Source organism: Arthrobacter sp. sptzw32 (assembly GCF_059089735.1).
Genome location: NZ_JBNHEZ010000001.1, coordinates 351,045 through 373,501, shown reverse-complemented (window position 1 = coordinate 373,501; position 22,457 = coordinate 351,045). Strand labels below are relative to the sequence as shown.

General features: G+C 66.7%; 24 protein-coding genes and 1 riboswitch. Of the genes, 8 read left to right on the top strand and 16 right to left on the bottom strand.

The features are described 5' to 3' along the window. Window positions 1-11: 11 nt before the first annotated feature. Window positions 12-428 carry an MGMT family protein gene (locus AC5RVN_RS01805; RefSeq protein ID WP_494041804.1) on the bottom strand — a complete coding sequence of 139 codons (417 nt, stop codon included), beginning with the start codon at window positions 426-428 and terminating at the stop codon, window positions 12-14. Window positions 429-491: 63 nt separating this feature from the next. Between AC5RVN_RS01805 and AC5RVN_RS01800 the strand changes: the two genes are divergently transcribed. The 4 genes from AC5RVN_RS01800 to AC5RVN_RS01785 all read left to right on the top strand — a co-directional run bounded on the left by AC5RVN_RS01800 (window position 492) and on the right by AC5RVN_RS01785 (window position 3,988). Further along, window positions 492-1,202, top strand: coding sequence for a 3'-5' exonuclease (locus AC5RVN_RS01800; RefSeq protein ID WP_494041805.1), 711 nt, complete (start codon window positions 492-494; stop codon window positions 1,200-1,202). Window positions 1,203-1,531: 329 nt separating this feature from the next. Next, on the top strand, window positions 1,532-2,473 hold the full coding sequence (locus AC5RVN_RS01795; protein WP_494041806.1) for an ABC transporter substrate-binding protein: 942 nt from the start codon (window positions 1,532-1,534) through the stop codon (window positions 2,471-2,473). 16 nt (window positions 2,474-2,489) lie between these two features. Then, window positions 2,490-3,254 (top strand): amino acid ABC transporter permease, encoded by a 765-nt coding sequence (locus AC5RVN_RS01790; RefSeq protein ID WP_494041807.1) that lies wholly within the window; start codon window positions 2,490-2,492, stop codon window positions 3,252-3,254. Next, the gene (locus tag AC5RVN_RS01785) at window positions 3,251-3,988 is read left to right on the top strand and encodes an amino acid ABC transporter ATP-binding protein (RefSeq protein WP_494041808.1); all 738 of its coding nucleotides are present in this window, start codon (window positions 3,251-3,253) and stop codon (window positions 3,986-3,988) included. Before AC5RVN_RS01790 ends, AC5RVN_RS01785 begins: the two co-directional genes overlap by 4 nt. Before the next feature lie 99 nt (window positions 3,989-4,087). Here AC5RVN_RS01785 and hemL read toward each other — a convergent pair whose 3' ends face one another. From hemL to hemE, 10 genes are all read right to left on the bottom strand, one after another. Then, window positions 4,088-5,419: a glutamate-1-semialdehyde 2,1-aminomutase gene (gene hemL / locus AC5RVN_RS01780; protein ID WP_494136894.1), complete on the bottom strand. Its 1,332-nt coding sequence runs from the start codon at window positions 5,417-5,419 to the stop codon at window positions 4,088-4,090. 29 nt (window positions 5,420-5,448) lie between these two features. Continuing rightward, window positions 5,449-6,594, bottom strand: a complete 1,146-nt coding sequence (locus tag AC5RVN_RS01775) for an LLM class flavin-dependent oxidoreductase (RefSeq protein WP_494136893.1) — start codon at window positions 6,592-6,594, stop codon at window positions 5,449-5,451. After that, window positions 6,591-7,574, bottom strand: coding sequence for a porphobilinogen synthase (gene hemB, locus AC5RVN_RS01770; protein WP_494136892.1), 984 nt, complete (start codon window positions 7,572-7,574; stop codon window positions 6,591-6,593). The genes AC5RVN_RS01775 and hemB overlap by 4 nt, the downstream gene beginning before the upstream one ends. Before the next feature lie 58 nt (window positions 7,575-7,632). Continuing rightward, window positions 7,633-8,538, bottom strand: coding sequence for a uroporphyrinogen-III synthase (locus tag AC5RVN_RS01765; protein ID WP_494136891.1), 906 nt, complete (start codon window positions 8,536-8,538; stop codon window positions 7,633-7,635). Window positions 8,539-8,598: 60 nt separating this feature from the next. Next, the gene (gene hemC / locus AC5RVN_RS01760; protein WP_494136890.1) at window positions 8,599-9,597 is read right to left on the bottom strand and encodes a hydroxymethylbilane synthase; all 999 of its coding nucleotides are present in this window, start codon (window positions 9,595-9,597) and stop codon (window positions 8,599-8,601) included. Then, window positions 9,594-10,886: a ferrochelatase gene (locus tag AC5RVN_RS01755; RefSeq protein ID WP_494136889.1), complete on the bottom strand. Its 1,293-nt coding sequence runs from the start codon at window positions 10,884-10,886 to the stop codon at window positions 9,594-9,596. The genes hemC and AC5RVN_RS01755 overlap by 4 nt, the downstream gene beginning before the upstream one ends. After that, window positions 10,883-11,584, bottom strand: a complete 702-nt coding sequence (gene hemQ, locus AC5RVN_RS01750) for a hydrogen peroxide-dependent heme synthase (RefSeq protein ID WP_494041815.1) — start codon at window positions 11,582-11,584, stop codon at window positions 10,883-10,885. The genes AC5RVN_RS01755 and hemQ overlap by 4 nt, the downstream gene beginning before the upstream one ends. Window positions 11,585-11,699: 115 nt before the next feature. Then, window positions 11,700-12,536 (bottom strand): hypothetical protein, encoded by an 837-nt coding sequence (locus tag AC5RVN_RS01745; RefSeq protein ID WP_494136888.1) that lies wholly within the window; start codon window positions 12,534-12,536, stop codon window positions 11,700-11,702. A 282-nt stretch (window positions 12,537-12,818) separates the two neighbouring features. Further along, window positions 12,819-14,240 (bottom strand): protoporphyrinogen/coproporphyrinogen oxidase, encoded by a 1,422-nt coding sequence (locus AC5RVN_RS01740; RefSeq protein ID WP_494136887.1) that lies wholly within the window; start codon window positions 14,238-14,240, stop codon window positions 12,819-12,821. Between the two features lie 4 nt (window positions 14,241-14,244). After that, on the bottom strand, window positions 14,245-15,339 hold the full coding sequence (gene hemE, locus AC5RVN_RS01735) for a uroporphyrinogen decarboxylase (RefSeq protein ID WP_494136886.1): 1,095 nt from the start codon (window positions 15,337-15,339) through the stop codon (window positions 14,245-14,247). 158 nt (window positions 15,340-15,497) lie between these two features. Between hemE and AC5RVN_RS01730 the strand changes: the two genes are divergently transcribed. Further along, on the top strand, window positions 15,498-16,817 hold the full coding sequence (locus tag AC5RVN_RS01730) for a glutamyl-tRNA reductase (RefSeq protein WP_494136885.1): 1,320 nt from the start codon (window positions 15,498-15,500) through the stop codon (window positions 16,815-16,817). A 134-nt stretch (window positions 16,818-16,951) separates the two neighbouring features. Here AC5RVN_RS01730 and moeB read toward each other — a convergent pair whose 3' ends face one another. Further along, on the bottom strand, window positions 16,952-18,151 hold the full coding sequence (gene moeB / locus AC5RVN_RS01725; protein ID WP_494136884.1) for a molybdopterin-synthase adenylyltransferase MoeB: 1,200 nt from the start codon (window positions 18,149-18,151) through the stop codon (window positions 16,952-16,954). A gap of 84 nt (window positions 18,152-18,235) precedes the next feature. Between moeB and AC5RVN_RS01720 the strand changes: the two genes are divergently transcribed. The 3 genes from AC5RVN_RS01720 to AC5RVN_RS01710 are packed head-to-tail and all read left to right on the top strand — an operon-like array spanning window position 18,236 to window position 19,518. Next, the gene (locus AC5RVN_RS01720; protein WP_494041821.1) at window positions 18,236-18,901 is read left to right on the top strand and encodes a TetR/AcrR family transcriptional regulator; all 666 of its coding nucleotides are present in this window, start codon (window positions 18,236-18,238) and stop codon (window positions 18,899-18,901) included. A gap of 49 nt (window positions 18,902-18,950) precedes the next feature. Then, window positions 18,951-19,175 (top strand): DUF3107 domain-containing protein, encoded by a 225-nt coding sequence (locus AC5RVN_RS01715; RefSeq protein ID WP_494105441.1) that lies wholly within the window; start codon window positions 18,951-18,953, stop codon window positions 19,173-19,175. A 40-nt stretch (window positions 19,176-19,215) separates the two neighbouring features. Then, window positions 19,216-19,518, top strand: coding sequence for a hypothetical protein (locus AC5RVN_RS01710; RefSeq protein WP_494136883.1), 303 nt, complete (start codon window positions 19,216-19,218; stop codon window positions 19,516-19,518). Between the two features lie 47 nt (window positions 19,519-19,565). On the opposite strand, the gene AC5RVN_RS01705 is transcribed toward AC5RVN_RS01710, so the two are convergent. The 4 genes from AC5RVN_RS01705 to AC5RVN_RS01690 all read right to left on the bottom strand — a co-directional run bounded on the left by AC5RVN_RS01705 (window position 19,566) and on the right by AC5RVN_RS01690 (window position 22,340). Beyond that, the gene (locus AC5RVN_RS01705) at window positions 19,566-19,904 is read right to left on the bottom strand and encodes a 4a-hydroxytetrahydrobiopterin dehydratase (RefSeq protein ID WP_494136882.1); all 339 of its coding nucleotides are present in this window, start codon (window positions 19,902-19,904) and stop codon (window positions 19,566-19,568) included. 48 nt (window positions 19,905-19,952) lie between these two features. Continuing rightward, complete coding sequence (locus AC5RVN_RS01700) at window positions 19,953-20,762, bottom strand: thiazole synthase (RefSeq protein ID WP_494136881.1); 810 nt, start codon at window positions 20,760-20,762, stop codon at window positions 19,953-19,955. A 4-nt stretch (window positions 20,763-20,766) separates the two neighbouring features. Then, window positions 20,767-21,003: a sulfur carrier protein ThiS gene (thiS, locus tag AC5RVN_RS01695; RefSeq protein ID WP_494136880.1), complete on the bottom strand. Its 237-nt coding sequence runs from the start codon at window positions 21,001-21,003 to the stop codon at window positions 20,767-20,769. Further along, window positions 21,000-22,340: an FAD-dependent oxidoreductase gene (locus AC5RVN_RS01690; RefSeq protein ID WP_494136879.1), complete on the bottom strand. Its 1,341-nt coding sequence runs from the start codon at window positions 22,338-22,340 to the stop codon at window positions 21,000-21,002. Before AC5RVN_RS01690 ends, thiS begins: the two co-directional genes overlap by 4 nt. Next, window positions 22,333-22,451, bottom strand: a riboswitch (TPP riboswitch). (Overlaps the previous gene by 8 nt.) Window positions 22,452-22,457 lie beyond the last annotated feature (6 nt).

Below are 22,457 nucleotides of genomic sequence, written 5' to 3'. Positions count from 1 at the left end.
AGCTGTTACTGTCACGCCGACATTCCATCATCGGCCACTGACATTCTGCCGGCCCGGCGCTGCAGCTCGGCGGCGACGGTATCGATGCGGTCCAAATCGTCATCATCGGGCGCCCAGCGCGCGACGGAGAGGTCAACACGCCAGGAACCCTCCCCCGTCCGCAGATAGGACTCGTAGGCACCGGTCAACACGGTTCCTTCCTGGAGGTAGCGGCGGAGGGCTTCGGCCTGGTGGCCCTCCGGCGCCTGTCCGCTGGCCTTGACGATGCGCCACCACGGAACACCGCTTCCGCAGGAGCTCATGACTGAGCCCACCTGCCTGGGGCCGCCCGCTCCCAGGAGTTCAGCGACGTCGCCGTACGCAACTGCGGACCCTGCCGGAACCAGCCTCACAATGGCCAGTACCGCCTCCACATACTCAATCCGCATTGATCCAATGTAGCCGCAGTGGCGCTCCCGGGAATTGTCGGTGGCCCCCGTTAGCGTTGTGGCATGAGCACCTGGAACACCCTTCCCCGCGCAGCCTTCGACCTCGAAACCACCGGCCGCAACTCGCGGGCCGCCCGCATTGTCACGGCGTCAGTCACTGTTGTGGATCACAAGGGCGAGGTCATCACAGAACATGAGTGGCTGGCCGATCCGGGAGTTGAAATACCTGCCGAAGCCAGTGATGTGCACGGAATCACCACTGAGCAGGCCAGGCGTGACGGCAGGCCTGCCCAAGAGGTGACGCAGGAGCTTGCCGCAGTGCTGCAGGCGCTTTTCGACGACGGCACTCCCGTCATTGCGTTCAATGCCAGCTATGACTTCACGGTCCTGGCTGCTGAATCGGCACGCTACGGCGTCCCGCAGCTCACGCGGTTTCCGGTCCTGGACCCGTACATCATGAATAAGCAGGTGGACCGCTACCGCAAGGGCAAGCGGACACTGACGGCCTTGTGCGAAGAGTATGGCGTAGTCCTGGACAACGCCCACACGTCCGCCGCTGATGCGCTGGCTACGCTCAAGGTCCTGGATGCCATGGCCGGGAAATTCCCGACGTTGAGCATGCCCGCCAGTCAGTTGCACCAGCTTCAGGTGGACTGGGCCGTGAGCCAGGCCGCCGATTTCCAGGGCTACCTCCGCAAGACCAAGCCGGCCGCTGTCATTGAAGGCGACTGGCCAGTGCTCCCCCCGCAGGATGCCGGCACCGGCGGCTTCTAACCGGCAGGTCCCGGACAGCACATGGAGACATATTTCACAGTCATATCGCTTCATGTGGAGGCCTGTTCAAGGCTCCGCGGATTCGTTGCTAACCGCCCCGAGGGATGGGACGGACCGCCGGAGCACCCTTCGGGCGAACTAAATTCGCTCAAATCAGGACTCAGTACTCTGCTGTTCGACAGCAGGGTGGGATTAGCGGTAGTGAGACAATAAAGTTTTGCGGTCACCCCTGCCACGGCCCTGCTTGACCAGCACCGGGCAGGTGCCAGGCGCCAACAGCGCAGCCTTGCGGCCCGGTTGACTTATGACTCAATGAAAGTGACAACCTGATGAAAATCAAAGCGATGAAGTGGCTCACTACCGCTCCCGTGGCACTAGCCCTCGCGGTTTCCCTCGCAGCGTGCGGCGGCGGCTCAGGCTCTGCCGAGCCCAGCGGAACGCCCACGGACGCCCTCGCCGGCAGTGACCAGCAGACGCTGGACAAGTACACCACCGCCGACGTCACCCCGATCGATCAGATCGACAAGACAAAGCTCGGCCTCAACACTGAAGGCAAGCTCGAGGTAGGCACCCTCTCGGACGCCCCGCCGAACATCTTCATCGACCCCTCCGGCAAGTTCACCGGTTACGACAACGAACTGCTGCGCGCCATCGCCGGCAAGCTCGGCCTCGAGGTCGAATTCGTCGCCACGGACTTCTCGGCGCTCCTTTCCCAGGTGCAGACCAAACAGTTCGACGTCGGCTCCTCCTCCATCTCCACCACGGACGCCCGCCGCCAAAACGTCGGCTTCACCAACGGCTACGACTTCGGCTTCATGGCAGTAGTCGCCAAAACCGACAGCGACGTCAAGGGGTTCGCCGACCTCAAGGGCGATCTCCGGATCGGCGTTGTCCAGGGCACCGTCCAGGACGACTACGTCACCAACACCCTGAAGCTCGAGCCGATCCGCTTCCCGGACTACGCCACCGTTTACGCCAACGTGCGCAACGGCCAGGTGGACGCCTGGGTTGCTCCGTCGCAGCAGGCCACCGGACAGGTCAAGGAAGGCGACGGCACCGTCATCGCCGAGTCCGTCGTCAACACGCAGAACTTCACTGCCTACGCCGTTGCCAAGGAAAACCAGCCGCTGATCGACGCGCTGAACTCCGGCCTGGACGCCGTAATCGCTGACGGAACCTGGTCCAAGCTGACCAAGGAGTGGTACCCGGACCGCGAAACGCCGAGCGACTGGAAGCCGGGCAGCAAGGCCGCCACGGTTCCCCAGAGCTGATTGAGCCGGGACGTTTATGGATCTCTTGGACCAGTTGGCTGATACCTTCTTCAACTGGGAGGAAATGGCCAAAGTCATTCCCGCCCTCTTCATGGTGGGCTTGCCCAACACCCTGATCCTGGCCATAGCCTCCGGCGTCCTCGGCTCCCTGCTGGGACTGGGGCTGGCCATGATGGCGATCTCGCGCAACGCGGGGGTCCGTTGGCTGGCGCGCATCTACACCGACATCTTCCGGGGCCTCCCCGCCATCCTGGTAATCCTTGTCATCGGCATTGGGCTAAGTCCCATAGCCCGTGAAATCACCGGGTCCAGGAACCCATACCCCCTGGGCATCCTGGCTCTGACGCTGATCGCGGCCGCCTACATCGGTGAGATCTTCCGTTCGGGCATTCAGAGCGTGGAGAAGGGCCAGTTGGAGGCATCCAGGGCGCTCGGATTCAGCTACGGCAGTTCCATGCGGCTGGTGGTGGTGCCGCAGGGCATCCGGCGGGTTCTTCCGGCACTGGTGAACCAGTTCATTTCGCTGTTGAAGGATTCATCGCTGGTCTTCATGCTGGGGTTGGCTGCCTCCGACCGGGAAATCTTCCGGATCGGAAATGACGCCATGGCCAATACGGGCAACCTTTCTCCGCTGGTGGCCGCCGGGGTGCTGTACCTGATCCTGACCGTCCCGCTGACGCACTTCGTGAACTTCATCGACAACCGGCTGCGTACCGGCAAGCCGGAGAAGAAGGAACCGGATGAGCTGGCAGCGCCTATCGGCAAGGGGGCACACGCATGACGGAATTCGCTTCCGGAACCCTGACCGGCAAGAACCTGCACCTCTCGTTCGGCCACAACCATGTTCTCCGCGGCATTGACCTGCACGTGGAGAAGGGCACCACGGCTTCTGTGATCGGTCCGTCGGGATCGGGCAAGTCCACGCTGCTGCGGGTGATGAACCGGCTGATCGAACCCGACCAGGGCGACATCCTGCTGGATGGCCGCTCGGTCCTGAAGGACAACCCGGATGAACTCCGGCAGCGGATCGGCATGGTGTTCCAGCAGTTCAACCTGTTCCCGCACAAGACCGTGGTGGACAACGTGTCCCTGGCGCTGCGGAAGCTCCGGAAGCTGTCGCAGGAGCAGGCCCGCGCCGAGGCCCTGGAGCAGCTGGACCTGGTGGGCCTGAAGCACAAGGCAGACGCCCGCCCGGCCAACCTCTCCGGAGGCCAGCAGCAACGCGTGGCGATCGCCCGGGCGCTGGCCATGAAGCCGGAAGTGATGTTCTTCGACGAGGCCACATCCGCGCTGGACCCTGAGCTCGTCAAGGGCGTCCTGGCGCTTATGACGGACCTCGCAAAGGGCGGCATGACTATGGTGGTGGTGACCCACGAGATGGGCTTCTCCCGCAACGTGTCGGACATGGTGACGTTTATGGACGCGGGCGTGGTGGTCGAATCGGGACCGCCGCAGCAGATCTTCAGCGAGCCCCGGACGGACCGCCTGAAGAACTTCCTGTCGGACGTCTTGTAGCAACTGCCCCAGGCCGACAAAAATCCCCGGTTGCATGATGCAACCGGGGATTTTTGCTGGCCGGCGCCGGGTGTCCGGCGTCGGGACTGCCCTGGCTTCCTAGCCGCGGGCGGCTGCTGCTGCCTTTGCTGCGGCCGGAAGGGCGTCGAAGATCCGGTTCATGGCTGCGTCATCGTGCGCGGCGGACAGGAACCAGGCTTCGAAGACAGACGGGGGCAGGTAGACGCCGGATTCCAACATCGAGTGGAAGAACGGCGCGTACCGGAAGCTCTCCTGCGCCTGGGCGTCGGCGTAGTTCTGCACGCCGCGGGCCGACGTTCCGAAAGCCACCGAGAACAGGTTGCCGGCGAACTGGATGGAGTGGTCCACGCCGGCATCGTCCAGGGCGCCGGACAGGGCGGAGGACAGTTCCAGCGACCGCACGTCGATGTAGGAGTAGACGTCGCGGGTGGCGTGGGTCAGCGTAGCCACACCCGCAGCCATCGCCACGGGATTCCCGGAGAGCGTCCCGGCCTGGTACACCGGACCGATGGGGGCAAGGTAGTCCATGATGTCCGCACGTCCGCCGAGGGCCGCCGTCGGCATTCCGCCGCCGATGACCTTGCCGAAGGTGAGCAGGTCCGGGGCCCATGGCTCGGCGGCATCCGGCGCACCGCCAGTGAGGCCCCAGTAGCCGGAATAACCGGTGCGGAACCCTGTGAGGACCTCGTCGACGATGAGCAGCGCGCCGTGTTCGCGGGTGATGCGGGACAGGCCGAGGTTGAAGCCTTCGCCGGGCGTGACTACGCCCATGTTGGCCGGAGCCGCCTCGGTGATGACTGCTGCGATGTTGGGTCCGTGGGCGGCGAATGCTTCCTTGACGGCAGTGAGGTCGTTGTAAGGGAGCACCAGGGTCTCAGCAGCCGTGGCCTCGGTGACGCCGGCGGAACCGGGCAATGCCAGGGTGGCTACGCCGGAGCCGGCCGAGGCCAGCAGTCCATCCAGGTGGCCGTGGTAGCAGCCTGCGAACTTGATGATCAGGTTCCGGCCGGTGAAGCCGCGGGCAAGCCGGACAGCCGTCATGGTGGCTTCGGTGCCTGTGGAAACCATACGGACCCGTTCGGCGGCAGGAACACGTTCCTTGACGATCGCCGCGAGGTTCGCCTCGTCCGGGGTGGATGCGCCGAAGGACAGGCCGCGGTCCACAGCTGCGTGGACCGCATCGAGTACGGCGGGGTGCGCGTGGCCCAGCAGGGCGGGGCCCCACGAGCAGACCAGGTCCACGTATTCCTTGCCGTCGGCGTCCGTCAGGTACGGGCCCTTGGCAGCGACCATAAAGCGCGGGGTTCCGCCGACGGACCCGAACGCCCGTACAGGAGAGTTGACCCCGCCCGGCATCAGCTGGCGGGCGCGGTCGAAGAGTGCCTCGTTGCGAGGGTTGCTGGAAGTCATGGTTCCTATTCTCTCAGCTGGCCGGCGTGTCAGTTGCCGAGCAGTTCCGACACCCGGGGCGCCACCGCCGTGCCCAGCAGTTCAATGGAGTGCATCATGGCAGAGTGCGGCAACGGGCCGTTGCTGTACTTGAGGTCGAAACGGTCCACGCCCAGGGTCTGTTTGAGCAGGACAATTTTTCGGGCGACGGTTTCCGGTGAGCCGACGTAGAGGGCCCCTTCGGGCGCACACAGGGCGTCGAACTCTCCCCTTCCGCCAGGACCCCAGCCGCGCTCGGCCCCGATCTTGTTCCGCAGCTTCAGCCAGTGCGGAAAGAGCTCCTCCCGGGCCTGCTCGTCCGTATCTGCCACGTGGCCGGGCGAATGCGTGGCAACCTGCTGCATTGGGTGGCCGTACTTGGACATGGCCTCCCGGTACAGGTCCACCAGCGGGCGGAACGCGCGCGGCTGCCCGCCGATGATCGCGAAAATAATGGGGTAGCCGTACTGCGCGCACCGGAGCACGGATTCGGGTGTTCCGCCGACGCCGATCCAGGTGGGCAGCAGGTGCCGTTCCAGGGGCGGGTACACGCTCAGCCCGGCAATTGCTGGCCGGGTCCGGCCTTCCCAATGCACCGGCTTCTGGGCACGCACCTTGTCGAAGAGCTCAAGCTTCTCCTCAAACAGCACCTCGTAGTCCGCCAGATCCAGCCCGAACAAGGGGAAGGACTCAACGAATGATCCGCGGCCCAGCATCACTTCGGCGCGGCCGTTGGAGAGCGCGTCAACGGTGGAAAAGCGCTGGAACACCCGGATGGGATCGTCGGAGCTGAGGACCGTAACGGCCGAACCCAGGCGGATCCGGGTGGTGCGGGCGGCAGCCGCGGCGAGGAAGACCTCGGGCGCAGACACGGCGTAGTCCTTGCGGTGGTGCTCCCCAACATCAAAAGCGTGAAGTCCGACGGCGTCCGCCAGCTCCGCCTGCTCCAGCAGCTGGCGCAGTACTTGCGCATGCGACTGGGAGCTGCCGTCCCGATGCTCCCCCACGTCACCAAAGGTATTCAGCCCGATCAGGATGCGGCCTTCGCCCACCGGTTCCGTGGGCCCCAAAACGGTGGGACCCGCCGCGGGCTGCGGCAGGCGGCCCGAGGATGCCGGATCCAGACCGGCTCCCCCGCCGGTGCTTGTTTCACTCATGACGACTCCTTCAGCCAGCCGGCCAGTTCCGCTGCCCAGTAGGTCAGCACCATGTGGGCGCCCGCGCGGCGGATGCCGAGCACGGATTCGGTGATGGCCGCCCGCCGGTCGATCCAGCCGTTCGCGGCCGCAGCCTCGATCATGGCGTACTCCCCGGAGATTTGATAGGCCGCCACCGGGACAGGGCTCATGTCCGCCACGTCGGCAACGATGTCAAGGTAGCTCATGGCCGGTTTCACCATCACTACGTCTGCCCCCTCGGCGAGGTCGAGTTCCACCTCGCGGAGGGCTTCCCTACGGTTGCCCGCGTCCATCTGGTAGGTCCGGCGGTCCCCCTTGAGCTGGGAGTCCACGGCTTCCCGGAACGGTCCGTAGAAGGCCGATGCGTACTTTGCAGCGTAGGCAATGACGGACGTGTTGGTGTGGCCTGCATGGTCCAGGGCGGTGCGGATCGCCGCGACCTGCCCGTCCATCATGCCGGAGGGACCCAGCATGTGGGCTCCAGCCTCCGCCTGTGCTACCGCCATCTGCGCGTAGATCCCAACGGTGCGGTCGTTGTCCACGTACCCCCCGGCATCCAATACGCCGCAGTGCCCGTGGTCTGTGAACTCGTCCAGGCAAACATCGCTCATGATCACCAGGTCGTCGCCCACCTCTGCCCGGACGTCCCGGATTGCCTTGTTCAGGACCCCCTCAGGGTCAAGGGAGGCTGTGCCCTCTGCGTCGCGGGTCTCCGGGATGCCGAACAGCATGATCCCGCCCAGGCCCAGCTGCACGGCTTCCGCCGCTGCCCGCCTGAGCGTCTCCGTGGTGTGCTGGACGACGCCGGGCATCGAACTGATGGGGTTCGGCTCGCTGAGGCCTTCCCGGATGAAAGCCGGCAAAATCAGCTCTGCCGGGGCCAGCCGGGTTTCAGCGGTCAATCGGCGCATGGCGGGGGTGGTGCGCAGGCGGCGGGGGCGTTGGCTCGGAAAAGTCATGCGGTGTCCTTCACGGTGAGGGTAAAGCGGGAAAGTTCCAACTGGCGTTTGCTGCCCCTTACGGCGGCTCACCTGCGGGCTGTCCTGCACCGAGCGCCGTTTCGACGGCGGCAACCAGCCCCCGGGGCGTTGGTTCTTCGGCGATTGCTGCCACGGGGAGGCCCAAAGCAGCGGCCTGTTCCGCCGTCGACCGCCCGATCACCACCAGGCGGCATCGGCGCAACGGCGGGAGCGCGGAGATGCGCCTCACGGCGCTGGGCGAAGCCGCCACCACTGCGTGGATCCTCCCGGCTGCGATGTCTGCGGCGGCTGCCTCCGGTGCCAGGAGGGAGTAAGACGGCGTCCGCTGCCCCGGTCCCGCATCCTCAGACGGTATTACCAGCCTGCGCTCCGCTGCCGCCGGGTAGTCAACCGTACGGTACGCGGTGACTGCGGTGACGGTGCTGCCCGCCGCCGTCAAGCCTTCGGCGAGGCGTGGCGAAGCGATATCCGCCTGGGGCAGCAGTACCTTCCCGGCGCCGGCAGGCCAGACCTCCAGGAGTCCGGCGGCGGATTGTTCGCTACTGGGCGTCAGCGCCACCGGAAGGCCGGCGGCTTCGAGGAGCCGTCGGCAGGCCGGTCCTATCGCAGCGATCCGCGTGCGCGCAGGAATCCACTGCTGAAGCGTCACTCCCCGTTCACTTGCCTTGGCGTTGAGTACGTGGACTGTGGTTGCACTGCTGACCACCAGCCAGTCGAAAGCGCCGACGCCGAGCGCATCGCAGGCGACATCCAGGGAGTGCTGGTCCGCGGCGCGTTCGAAGTCGATCAGTGGAAGCAGGAGCGGCTCCGCGCCGGCCTCCACAAGCGCCGCCAAAAGTTGCAGTGACCGTTCAGGGCTGCGGGTTATCAGTACCCTGGCACCGCCCAGCGGCTTCCCGCTCCCTAGCTCCGCAGCGGCGCCGGCCGTGCTGCTGTCCGTCATGGTCGGTTCTCCCCGTCAGGCGGGTGCTGGACACCACGGGCAGGCACTTCCACGGCCGGCTCAGGAGGCCTGCAGGTCCGCGATATCGGCAGCACCGGCGGCCAGGAGGATTTCTGCAAGTTCGATGCCCAGCAGGGTGGCCCCTACTTCCGTGAGCCCGTCGGTTGCCCGCTTGTCCCTGACCGAAGCGGTGCCGTCCACGGCACATACCACGGCTTCAAGGTGAAGCATGCTGCCCTTACGGAAGGCGTAGGCGCCCACCGGTGCTGCACAGCCGGCTTCCAGCCGGGCCAGCAGGGCTCGTTCAGCGGTGACGGCGAGCCGGGTGTCCGGATCGTCCAGCGCGCCAAGTGCCTGTGCCAGGACTTCCCTTGAGCCGTCGGTGGAGCCCAGCCGGGGCGGGGCGTCGGCGGTGCGGCATTCAATGGCGAGCGAGCCCTGGCCGCCAGCGGGCAGCATGATGTCCGTTTCGAGGAATTCGCTGACGGCGTCCAGCCGGCCGATGCGCTCCAGACCTGCGGCAGCAAGAACCACGGCATCGAGGTCGCAGGACTTGCCCGCAACCACGTCATCCGTGACGTTGCCGGGCAGCCCGGGTACCCTGCCCAGCCGGGTGTCCACGTTGCCGCGGATGTCCATGATGTCGAGATCGGGCCGGGCTGTGCGGAGCTGCGCCGCACGGCGGGGCGAGCCCGTGCCCACAGTGGCGCCGTGCGGAAGGTCGGCCAGTTTCAGGCCGTCGCGCGCGCAGAGGACATCCCGCACATCCACCCGCTTGGGCGTCGCCGCCAGGCTTAGCCCTACTGCGGGGCCGGTGGGCAAATCCTTGAGCGAATGAATCGCCACGTCGCATTCGTTGCGCAGCAGCGCATCCCGCAGGGCAGCGACGAAAACGCCTGTGCCGCCCATCTGCGACAAGGAACCGGTGAGGACGTCGCCGTCGGTCCGGATGTGGACGAGCTCCACGGGGAAGCCTCCGACGGCGGCGAGCTGGTCGGCAGTCTGCTGCGTCTGGGTCAGTGCCAGCTTGCTGGCACGGGTTCCGATACGGACCGTCACTGGTGCGGCGCTCCCCCGGCCGGGCTGGACTGGCCTGCGGCGGACTGGTCCCCGGCGGCTTCACCGGGGTAGGGATCGTGGCCGGTCCCGATAGTGGTGTCCGCTCCTGCGATGGTCGGCTTTTCACCCCGGAAGTTCGCGCAGCATCCCGGACGGCAGACGTCGTACCAGGGCCCCAGGGCGGTCACGGCCGGGCGTTCGCTGATGTTGTTGGTGGCGGTACGCTCTGAAATCAGGTCCACCATGCCATTGACGAACTTGCGGTGCGTGCCGGGTGTTGGAACGCGTGTCGCGGCGAGACCGAGGTTTGCGCAGGTCTCCAAGGCTTCCGTGTCCAGGTCCCAGACAACTTCCATGTGGTCGCTGACAAAACCGAGTGGCACAATGACGATGCCTTTGACGCCCTGGCCTGCCAGCTCCTCGATGGCGTCGTTGATGTCAGGCTCGAGCCACGGCACGTGCGGGGCGCCCGACCGGGACTGGTAGACAAGGCTCCAGGGGGCGGTGAGGCCTGATTCCTCTTCCACACGCTGGATCACGGCGGCAGCGGTGGCAAGGTGCTGGGCAACATACGCCGAGCCCTCTTCGAATTCGCGGGGTTCGCCCTCGGACCGACCTGCGGCGTCTGCGTCACGCGTGGGGATGGAGTGGGTGGCGAACAGGATCTGAACCGGAGCGTCGGGCGTGCCGGCGGCGGCAAGCTTTGCCCGCACGTCCGCCAGGCCCGCAGCGGTGCCTTCGACGAAAGGCTCCACGAAGCCGGGGTGGTCAAAGTACTGGCGCACCTTGTCCACCTCGAGCCGGCCGTCCAGACCGGTCTCCGTCAGTGCCATGCCAATGTCCTCGCGGTACTGGCGGCAGCTGGAGTAACAGGAGTAGGCACTGGTGGTGATCATGAGCAGGCGGCGGTGCCCGGCGCCGTACGCATCCTGCAGGGTCTCCGGAATGTACGGGGCCCAGTTGCGGTTACCCCAGAGCACCGGAAGGTCGATGCCCCGGGCGGCAAGCTCTGCCTCAAGGGCCGCCTTCAGCTCACGGTTCTGCTGGTTGATGGGGCTGATGCCGCCGTTGGCACGGTAGTGGTGCGAGACTTCTTCGAGCCGTTCGTCCGGGATGCCCCGGCCGCGGGTGACGTTGCGGAGGAACGGAATCACGTCCTCCTGCCCTTCGGGCCCGCCGAAGGACGCGAGCAGGACGGCGTCGTAATCCTTGGGGGCCATCCGGCCCGCCTCGGTTACGGGATTGAGAGCGGTAACTGCTGCGGGATCCCGGGCGTCAAGGGGGCTCATGCCAGCACCTCTGCAACTTCCGCGGGAGAAATGCGGCGTCCGGTGTAGAAGGGTATCTCCTCGCGGACGTGGTTGCGTGCTTCTGTGGCGCGCAGGTGGCGCATGAGGTCCACCAAGTCCACGAGCTCGGGCGCCTCAAGGCCCAGGATCCATTCCCAGTCGCCCAGCGCGAAGGAAGAGACGGTGTTGGAGATGACCTGCGGAAAGTCGCGGCCCAGCAGCCCGTGGTCGCGGAGCATCTTCCCGCGCTCGGCGTCCGGCAGGATGTACCACTCGTAGGAGCGGACAAACGGGTAGACACACAGCCACTCGGCAGGTGCCACCCCCCGGGAGTACGCGGGAGTGTGGTTCTTCGCGAACTCGGCCTCACGGTGCACGCCCATCGCGGACCAGACGATCTCGGTTCCGGCAAAAAGGGTACTCCGACGGATATCGCGGATTGCCTGCTGAAGCGCTTCCGGCTTGGGGCCGTGGAGCCACACCATCACGTCGGCATCTGCGCGCATTGCGGAAACGTCGTAGCTGCCGCGATGCGTCACGCCCGCCTCGGCGAGCCGTTCCAGCAGGGCTTCAAAGTCGGCGGCAGCATCAGCGCTGCGGATCAGGGCTTCGGAGCGCTTGAAGACCGTCCAAAGGGTAAAGAACTGCTCGGCTGATTCTTCGGTTTTAGTGACAGATTCGGCAGAAGTGTGGCTCATGGTTACAAGTTTGCCCCCTCGTACCCGTCAAGTCGAAACCAGCGAGTTCTACAGCGCGTAGAAGTGACTAAGGTCACAGCAGCATCAGCTGTTCCGGCGCTCCCGGCAGCCGGGCCTAGGGATTCCGCAGCCGGAAGAAAACCAGTCCCGCGGCGCCGGCAACCCCTACCAGCCCCGAGCCAAGCCACACCAGGGCACTCTTAGGTTCCGGCTGGGCACTGAGGCTGGCACTGGTCCGGGCACTGTAGCCAGGTACCGATGCGGCGTAGGGCGTCCACCCCGGCAGGGCCTGCGGCATCGAGTAGACCGGCGCAGATGCCCCCTGCCCGCCGGTCGCTGAGAGGTCACCTTCCGCGGCGCGGGCCGCCGGGGCTGCATCCGGCACGGCGCCCGTCACGGCACCGTCTTTTTCTGCCGATGGGAAATTCCCGGCTGCGTCCGATCCAGGCGAAGCCGGCTTTGCCGGCGTGATCCCGCCCGCCGCTGCAGGCGTTTCCGGAACAGCCGGAGCGGCCGGCGCGGGGGCGCTGCCGGCGGGCAGCTCGGGAGCGGCGGCAGGAACCGTGGGCGCGACCCCGGGCACCTTCCGCGACGATGCGGGTGCGGAAGCGGAACCGGCAGGGGTGGGCGCCGCAGGGCGGCTGGCGGCCGGAGTACCGGATGCGGCGGCGCTGGATGTCGGCGCCGGTGACACTGCGGCAGGGGCAGTGGGCGCGGGCGTTGAGTCGGGCTTCGGGGTAGCCGTTACGGCTGGCCGAAGTACTGACGGGACCGCGGAAGGAGTGGCAGCGGGGCTGGGACCGGCGTGCTGCTTGGAACCAGGGCCATGCCCGTTCCCTCCCGGAGCCTTACCGTTGGCGTCCTTCCCGCGGTTCTGCCCGGGCGCGTCCTCGCGCGCATCCTCCGAACTACCCCGGAGCTGGGCTACCACCGGGAGGGATTGAGTGTCCACGGCAGGAACCGCCGGGTCACCAGTACTCGGGGATCCCTCAGCCGCCTGGGACGCCGGGACGCCTGTGGCTAGAACCAGTACCGCTCCGATTGCCGCGGCTGCTGCGCCTCGCCGGACTCCCCCGTTAGTACCGGTCCGGGACATGGAAAGCTCGGACCTGTTGTAAACCATAGTCATCGACCCTAACTACGGGGCCGCCCGATCTAAAAACCGGTGGGGCGCCGGACAGCGCTTCCAGGCCGGCGTGTTTGGCGCCGTGGCCCCGCTGACCAGCACTAACGTTCAGCCGGCCAGGCTCCGGATCTGCGTCACCGTGTCGGACACCACTGCGGCCAGTCCGTTCCCGGCTGCCCAGCCGCCCACCACGGCCAGGCCGCCGACGGCGTTGCACGCCTCTCGGATCGCCGTCACCTTGGCACGGTGCCCGACGGCGGCAAAGGGCAGGGAGGCGCCCCACCTGACAACGTCCCAGTCCACGACGTCCTGCCGGCTGATGCCCACGCCCAGCAGTGCCGATGCGTCGGAAAGTGCTGCTGCCAGGAGCCCATCGTTCGTATCCGGCCTGCCCAATTGGTTGCCGCCGCCGTCAACCCGTCCGTAGGAAAGCCGGAGGATGTGCCGCCCGGGGCCTGCGGCGGCCGCCAGCCAATCCCACTTACCGGTGGCATGGGTCAGAGCCTTTGCCCGGACGCCGGGAGTTTGGGGCGCAACGAGGATGCCGGTGCCGCGGGGTCGGCGGTCCAGTTCGGGCTTGTCCAGGACCAGGGTGACGAGCTGCACGTCGGGCCCAGAACCGGGTTGTTTTCCCGCTATGGCCGGGACCTCGTGCTGCAGCAGCCCGACGGCGGCCGGTCCGTCCACTGCCACAGCCAGCAAACCGGCGTCGAACGTTTCCCCGGCGGCGCCAACGCGCCACCCATCCGCTGTCCGCACCACGGAGGTTGCGCGCGCATTGGCGAGGAGCGTGACGCCCCGGCCACGGAGGTCACGAACGAGGGCGCTGACCAGGGTGTACATGCCGCCTTTGAGGCCCGCGACGGCGGATCCTGCCTTTGCCGGTCGGCTGCGGTTGCGCCGCTGCGCAGCCACGGCGCCGGCCAGGGAGCCGTGCTGCCGCAGTCCTGCGCGGAGCCCGGGGGCCACCATGTCGACGTCGAGCAGTCCCGGATCTGCAGAGTGGACGCCGCCCACAACGGGCTCTACCAGCCGCTCCAGGACCCGGCGTCCCATGCGGGCGCGGACGAGCGCGGAAACGCTGACAACATCCGCGCTCGTTCCGATGGACGCCGGCAGGATCCTGTCGAGGGAGGCCCGGAGCGAGCCGGGCAGGCCCAGGGACCGGCGGACTTCGGGATCCCAGGGGTTGGCCGGAATCCCCAGGACGCCGGTCTTGGGCAGTTCACGCGGGCCGTCCGGGAGCTGGACCCAGGCGCCGCCGGGCCGGGGTGCAACGATCCTGTCCGCAAGGCCCAACTGGGCGGCCAGGTCCGCGACGGCGTCGGACCGGGTGGCGAAGGACTCTGCGCCGCTGTCCAATGTCAGGCCCGCTACGACGTGGCTGCCTACGCAGCCGCCCCACTCCCCGCCGGCCTCGAGGACTGTGACGCGGTGTCCGGCAGCAGCGAGCTCCCGGGCTGACAGGAGGCCTGCTATCCCGCCGCCCAGCACCAGCGCGGACCGGGCACCAGCCGGGTGACCCGTCACGGTTTTACTCCGGGGAGATGGAGTGGATGAGTTCCACGACCCGTGTCAGGACGGCCGGGTCGGTCTCGGGAGGAACGCCGTGGCCAAGGTTGAGGACATGGCCGGGTGCCGCCGCTCCGGCGGCGATAACAGAGCGGACGTGGGCTTCGAGGATTTCCCAGGGGGCCGGGAGGAGGGCAGGGTCGATGTTGCCCTGGAGCGGGACGGACCCGCCCAGCCGGCGGTTGGCCTCATCAAGCGGCAGGCGGTAGTCAACGCCCACCACGTCCACGCCCACGTCCCGCATGGCCACGAGCAGCTCGGAGGTGCCGGTCCCGAAGTGGATGAGCGGCGCGCCCAGGTGCCGCACGTGGTGGAGGGCGCGGGTGGATGCCGGCGCCACAAACTTTGTGTAGTCGGCCAGGCCCAGTGAGCCCGCCCAGGAGTCGAACAGTTGCCCGGCGGAGGCGCCGGATTCCAGCTGGGCCTGCAGGAACAGGCCGGACGCATCGGCGGCCCAGTTGGAGAGAGCCTGCCAGGTCTCCGGGTCCGCGTGCATCATGGTGCGCGGTCCGAGGTGGTCGCGGGACGGCTTGCCCTCCACCATGTAGGCCGCCAAGGTGAAAGGCGCCCCGGCGAAACCTATCAGGGGGGTGCTGCCGAGTTCTGCCACGGTAAGGCGAACCGCTTCCCGGATGGGCTCAAGCGCCTCCCAGGTCAGCTGCGGCAGGGCTGCGACGTCGGCGGCGGTCCGCACGGGCCTGTCCAGGACCGGACCTACTCCGGGGACGATATCCACGCCCACCCCCGCGAGCTTCAGGGGGATAACGATGTCGGAAAAGAAGATGCCGGCGTCCACGTCGTGGCGGCGGACCGGCTGGAGCGTGATCTCCGAGGCAAGCTCCGGCCGCAGGCAGGAGTCCAGCATGGCGATGCCTTCCCGGACCTTGAGGTACTCCGGCAGGGAGCGTCCGGCCTGCCGCATGAACCAGACAGGACGGCGGGACGGCTTTCCACCCCGGTAGGCCGTGATCAGCGGCGAGTCTGCGGTGCGGCCATCCACCAGTGGATGGTCTGCAGCAAGGGCGCCGGCAGCGGACGTGGCAGGGGTCGAAGTCATGCCTTTGATTGTGCCCAAAAACGGCAGTAAAAGATAACGACAGGCTGTCATGGCAGAGCGCCCCGCCCGCGTCGTGGCAGGAATCACAGCCCCGGCCGCCCGCTTCGGTGCCGGGCAGTTGTTCTACCGAGGAACGAAAAAGCTATGATTGACCTGCTGTGGTTCTTTTCTCATTGGTGGCTACACACGCCGACATCGATCTTGAGACCGTTGCTCAGTTGAGCAGCGGTGCTTCGGGGATCGCCACATCCGCTCTCTCCGGATCGCCGGCAGTGACGGGTGCAGTGGTCCTTGCCACCTGCAACCGGTACGAAATCTACGGCGAAGCACCCCACCCGGACGATGTTGAGGCCGCCCGGGCCGCCCTCGTCGCACAGATCAGCGAAGTCAGCGGACTGAGCGAGCCGCTCGTCTCCCGCTCCTTCAGCACCCGCACCGGACCCGAAGTAAGCCAGCACCTCTTCGCCGTCAGCGCCGGACTGGATTCAGCGGTGGTTGGAGAGCGTGAAATCGCCGGCCAGGTACGCCGTGCACTGATCACCGCACAGCATGAAGGAACCGCAAGTTCCGGGCTTGTCCGCCTTTTCCAGGCCGCCTCCAAGACCGCCAAGGACGTCGGCGCGCAGACCGCCCTCGGTTCCAGGGGCCTGTCCATCGTTTCCGTGGCGTTGGACCTGGCAACCGACCTGTCCGAGAACCCGGACTGGTCCAACAAGAAGGTAGTGGTCTTCGGCACCGGAGCCTACGCAGGCGCCACAATGGCTCTGCTGCGTGAGCGCGGCTGCACCGACATCTCCGTCTTCTCCTCTTCGGGCCGCGCTGAAGGGTTTGTCGCTACTCGCGGCGGCACTGCGCTCGACGCCGAATCGCTCCATTCCGCCGTTGCCGCAGCCGACGTGATGATCGGCTGCAGCGGTTCCGACACCCGGGTGGAAGCTGACGAACTTGCCCTGGTACGTGCGGATTCGCCGCAGCCGTTGATTGCCATCGACCTCGCCCTGACACACGACTTCGACCCCGGCGTGGGCGAACTGGACGGCGTTGAGCTGCTGACGCTGGAGTCCGTACGCCTCGCCGCACCGCAGGAACAGGCTGAATCACTCACCCAGGCCAGCGGCATTGTCAGCGGCGCCGCCAAGGCCTTTGAACAGGAACGGGAGGCCCGTTCCGTGGATTCCGCGATTGTCGCGCTGCGGCGGCACACCATGGACGTCCTGGACGCCGAGATGGAAAAAGTCCGCGCCCGGCACGGCTGCACCGCCGCGGCCGAGGAAGTGGAGTTCGCACTTCGGCGCATGGTCAAACAGCTTCTTCACGTCCCCACGGTGCGCGCCCGGGAACTTGCCGCCAACGGACAGCAGGACGAGTACGTGGCAGCGCTGGAAGCCCTCTACGGGATCACCGTGGAGCAGCCGGCAGCACGTGCAGTTCCACAGGCCGAGTGCCCGGTGGACCACAGCGGCCTCGAAAGCGCCTGACCACCCACAGCCCAGGCAACCCTCTCTCAGATCCTGCAGACTTTCCGGCAACCCTCTCTCACTATTCACACGGAAGTGAGAGAGGGTTCCGCAAAAAGGTGCAGTAAGTGAGAGAGCGTGGCAGGGGGCGCGGGTCAGTAGACCGGCTTGTTGGGCTCCACCTCGCGCACCCAGGCCAGGATCCCGCCGTCGAGATGGCTGACCCGCTGATAACCCGCCTTTTGGGCCGCCGCCAGCACGTTCGCAGAGCGGGTACCGGCCTTGCACAGGAACACAATGTCCCGGTCCTGCGGAAGCTCCTGCCACGCCTCACCGGCAAGGATCCGTCCCTGCGGGATGAGCACGGCGCCGTCGATGCGCACAATGTCGTACTCGCCGGGCTCCCGCACATCCACCAGCTCGAAGTCCTTTAGGCCCGCGTTCCTGGACGCCAGCATGGTGGCCAGCTGCGTTGCGGTGACCGTGTGTTCCGTGTCCGCCTGCGCTGCCGGGGTGATGCCGCAGAACGCCTCGTAGTCGGTCAGCTCAGTGATGGGCTCTGCTGCCGGGTCCTTGGACACGCGGATCTCCCGCCAGCTGCCGCCCAGGGCGTCGAATAGGGCTACCCTGCCCAGCAATGAACGTCCGACGCCGGTAATCAGCTTCACTGCCTCAGTCACCATCAGCGACCCCACGGCTGCGCAGAGCATCCCGAACACGCCGCCCTCGCCGCAGGACGGAACGGAGCCCGCCGGCGGCGCTTCAGGATAGAGGTCACGGTAGGTGGGCCCGTGCTTTTCCCAAAAGACACTCACCTGCCCGTCAAACCGGAAAATGGAGCCCCACACGTATGGCTTGCCAAGGATGGCGGCGGCGTCATTCACCAGGTAGCGGGTGGCAAAGTTGTCGGCACCGTCCAGAATGAGGTCGTAGCCGGCGAACAGCTCCAGGGCGTTGGAGGCATCGAGCCTGACGTTATGCAGCCGGACGTCCACCAGCGGATTGAGGGCGGCGATGGCGTCCCGCGCCGATTCAATCTTCGGCCGGCCCACGTCCGCCACGCCGTGGATGACCTGGCGCTGCAGGTTGCTGAGGTCAACGGCGTCGTCGTCGATGATTCCGATTGTTCCCACCCCGGCGGCCGCCAGGTAGAGCAGCGCGGGTGATCCGAGCCCGCCGGCGCCGATCACCAGTACTTTTGCGTTTTTCAGCCGCCGCTGCCCCAGCGCGCCGATCTCGGGAATGATGAGGTGCCGCGAGTAGCGCTCCACCTCGCCAGGAGTGAGCGCATCCGCCGGTTCAACCAGGGGATTCAGTGAGACAGCCGAAACATTTGCCGTGAATGACGAAGCCATACTTCAATGTATGCCCCAGGATACCGCCGGGTCATATTACCCCGAAGTAGAGTGGGGGTAACTGCAAGGGAAAGAAGGACAACTGTGGTCCATGAAGCACGGGCTGACCGCCCGTCCGCAGCCGAACCCCAAACCGCTTCGCGCCCCGCGGGGCAACGGTCCGCCCGGCTTCCAAGGGACGAACGGCGAGCACAACTTCTTACCGCAGCACAGGAAGTCTTTGTTGCCAACGGTTATCACGGCGCCGCCATGGACGAAATCGCCGAAACCGCCCATGTCAGCAAACCTGTCCTGTACCAGCACTTTCCCTCGAAGCGGGAACTGTACCTTGCCCTGCTCGAGAGCCACCTGGCGTCCCTCACGGAACTGATGCTGGGAGCGCTGAACTCCACCACGGACAACGACGAACGTGTTCAGGCCGTGATGCGTGCCTACTTCCAGTTCATCGCCAACGATGACCAGGCCCACCGGCTGGTTTTCGAATCAGACCTCATTAACGATCCGGACGTCAGCTCACGGCTGGAAACCTTCAACCGGACGTTTGCCGATGCCATTGCCCACGTCATCGCGGAGGACACAAAGCTTCCCCACCTGGAGGCAGAGCTGCTGGGACGCGGGCTTGCCGGGATGGCGCAGGTCAGTGCCCGGTACTGGCTCGAAACAGACGGGAACCTGGACCTGGATGTGGCCAGCGACCTCATCTACCGTTTAGCTTGGCGCGGAATCTCTCGCTTCCCCAAAGAGTCCTAGACTACAAATAAGACATAACCCGAGAAACGTGAACGGCTGGGAGGCCCCTGTGGAAATTAAGATCGGCGTGCAGAATGTTGGCCGCGAGATTGTGCTGGAATCTGTCCAGGACGCAGACTCCGTAGCCAAAGTTGTGGAGGAAGCCATCACCAGCGGCAGCGAACTGCGGCTCAAGGATGACAAGGGACGCCTGATCATTGTTCCCGGCAAGGCCCTCGCCTACGTAGAGATCGGAGCCGAAGAAGTCCGCCGCGTAGGTTTCGGCCAGTTCTAGTCCCGCGCCCCGGCCCGGGGCCGGCATTCCAAGGAGAGCCATGCTTTCGCTGACCATCGTGGTGCTGGTAACAGCAGCTGCAGGTTTCATCGTCTGGGCCAATGACAAACGGCACACAAAATACGGGGCAGTCCTTCCCGCCGCCGTCAGTGTGGGTGTCGGGGCTGTTACCTGGATCATTTTGATGGCTGCGGGCTTCGGGTACCGGCCGGGAATGACGTGGCTGCCGTGGGTCCTCCCCATTATTTTGGGTACTGCGGCGGCGGTGGCCGTTGTCCTCTATCTGGGACGCACAAGGGCCAGGCATGACCTGGAACGGCTTACTGCCGCCCTAAAGCTCTAACCGGACCGCAATACTGTGGCCACTGCCCGAGGCAGTGGCACAGGCGGTTAAGAGCCGGCGGGATGCTTCTTAGGCTCGGCAACCGCCTGCAGCGCGGCTGCAGCTTCACGTACTGCCTCGGCCGCGCGCACGTCGCGGGCCGTGACCTCTCCCCCGGCATCGTGGGAGGTATACCGGAGGTACACCAGGTTGTACCGCCACTCCAGGTCAGGGTGGTGGTTTTGCTCCTCGGAGAGGCGCCCGACGGCGGCAATCAGCTCAAGCGCGGCAGCCGCCGTCGGCAGTGTGTATGAGGTCACCAGCGCACCCCCGCTGTACTGCCAGTCCGGCAGGACCGCCAGGGCGTCCTCGAGCCGCTCGGGAGAAAGAACGTCCTTGCCGGCCATAGCTGCTCCTTGCCTGGTGGCCGGCGCCCGCAGCACCAGGGGGGAGGCCTACAGGAACTCGGCCCGGCCCTCCATGGCCGAGGACGCCAGTGCATGTTCGCGGCGCGGTATCCTGCCGGCCGCTTGTGCCAGCCTACCGGCGATCACTGCGTGTTTGAAGGCTTCCCCCATCAGGGCAGGATTCTGTGCCCGGGTCACGGCCGTGGCCAGCAGGACGGCGTCGCAGCCCAGTTCCATGGCCAGGGCTGCGTCCGAGGCAGTGCCGATGCCGGCGTCCAGAACCACCGGCACTGAGGCGCGGGAGACGATCAGCTCGATATTGTGCGGGTTTAGGATGCCCAGTCCCGTGCCGATCGGTGCCCCCAGCGGCATCACGGCAGTGGCCCCGAGGTTCTCGAGCCGCAGGGCAAGGACAGGGTCGTCGTTGGTGTACGCAAAAACCTTGAATCCCCTGTTGACGAGCTGCTCCGTGGCGTCCACCAGTTCGACGGCGTCCGGCAGCAGGGTCTGTTCGTCGGCAATGACTTCCAGTTTCACCCAATCTGTTTCCAGCGCCTCACGGGCCAGTTCGGCGGTCAGCACGGCGTCCCGGGCAGTAAAGCAGCCGGCGGTGTTGGGCAGTACGCGGATGCCGTGGTCCATGAGCAGCTGGAATAGTGAACCCGTTTCCGCGGTGGAGTACCGCCGCATGGCCACGGTGGTCAGGGCGGTTCCGGAGGCCAGGAGGGCCGCTCCCAGGCCGTCAAGGCTGGGGGCACCGCCGGTGCCCATGATGAGCCGGGAGGTCAGCGCGACACCGTCGATCACCAGCGGATCGTCCTGGCCGGTTGAGCTTGAGGTGGTGATGGTTTCGGTCATGGTGTCAGCCTCCCTGTACGGCCGTGACGAGCTCGACTTCGTCGCCGTCCGCGAGCGCGATGGCGGACCACTGGCTGCGCGGCACTACCTCCGAGTTGTGCGCGACAGCCACGCCAAGCTTCCGGCCGTCGGTGGCCTGGCCGGTGGCAGCGAGGGGGCGTCCGGTGACCTCGCTGACGAGCGCGCTTATGGAGGCGCCCTCGGGTACAAGGTGCCGGGTTCCGTTCAAGGTGATGTTCATGCTGTTTCCTTTTGGCGTAAGCGGTTGGTGGACGGGTAGCCGGAGCGGGAGAAACGGCCAGGGTTGAAGGCCGCCCACCGCGGGTCCGGCCCGCCGTCCAAAAGGTCCCGGCAGACGGCGGCAGCCGCCGGAGCCAGCAGGACTCCGTGGCGGAAGAAGCCGGTGGCAATGATGAGCCCGGCGACATAACGGGCGTCCCGGCCGGCCGGCCCGGACGCCGCGGGTACCCGCCCGAGCAGCGGTGCGTTGTCCGGCGTTCCGGGGCGGGCCCGGGCGGTGGCTTCCAGCAGTTCAAGTTCGGCGACGGCGGGGACCAGCACCAGCGCGTCCCGGAGCAGCTGGTATACGCCGCCGGCGGAAACGGCATCAGCGGCCGAGGGGGCATCCTCGCGCTGGGTTGCCCCGACCACCACTGTGCCGTCCCGGCGCGGGACGATGTAGACCGGGACGCCGTGCACCAGCCCGCGGACGGTGGACGTGACCAGGGGTTGCACATGCTTGGGAACGGCAAGGCGCAGGATGTCCCCGTAGACGGGCCGCAGCGGCAGATGCAGATTGCCGGGCAGTGCTTCCAGCGCTGCCGCGTGCAGCCCGTTCGCCACCACCGTTTCGGCGGCCAACACGGCACCCCCGCCTGCCAGGCGTACCCCGGCGACCCTTCCGTTCTGCCACAGCAGCCCGGCCGCGCGGGCAGGGACTGCATAACCGTCGACGGCGCCGGCTGCTGCGGTGCCGTGCCCTGCGGCGCGGCCCCTGCTCCCGCCTCCGTTACCCGCACGCCCGCCGGCCAGGGCGGCCTGCAGGCAGGCCACCAGCAGCCGCGGATCCACCTGGTGGTCCGCCGGGGTGTCCAGTGCACAGGAAATCCCGGGACTGAGCAGCGGCTCCCGCTGCCGCGCTGCCCGGACGGTGAGCGGTTCAACGGAGAGGCCGTTCGCCTGCTGGACTGTGCGCAGGTCCATCAGGGCGCGGCGGTCCCCGGCGTCGGCTCCCACGGCGAGGGTCGGCGTCGTAATGTATCCCGGATCTGTCCCTGAAGCTGCAGCGAGGCCGGCGGCGAAAGCCGGCCAGCGTACGGAGGCCTCCAGCATGAATTCCAGGAGGTCCTCCTCCTGGTAGTGCAGCTCGCTCACCGGAGCCAGCATTCCTGCGGCAGCCCAGCTCGCCCCCGACCCCGGCGCGTCGTCGATGACCACCACTGCGCGGCCGGAGCGCTGCGCCTCCCACGCGATGCTGTGGCCGATGACTCCGCCGCCGATGACGGCGACGTCGGCGTGGACGATGTTGTCCGCCCGCCCGGACTGGGCGTTGAGAGAGCTGCCTGAAGGTGCGCCCATGTGTCTCCTTCCCTACGCCGGCATTAACCGGATCAGGTCAAGCGGTCGGCTCTGACGCCCTCTCAGCCCGGCGCTTTGTGACAGCTGCCGCGGGCTCCCGCAGTACGAGGCCAGTGT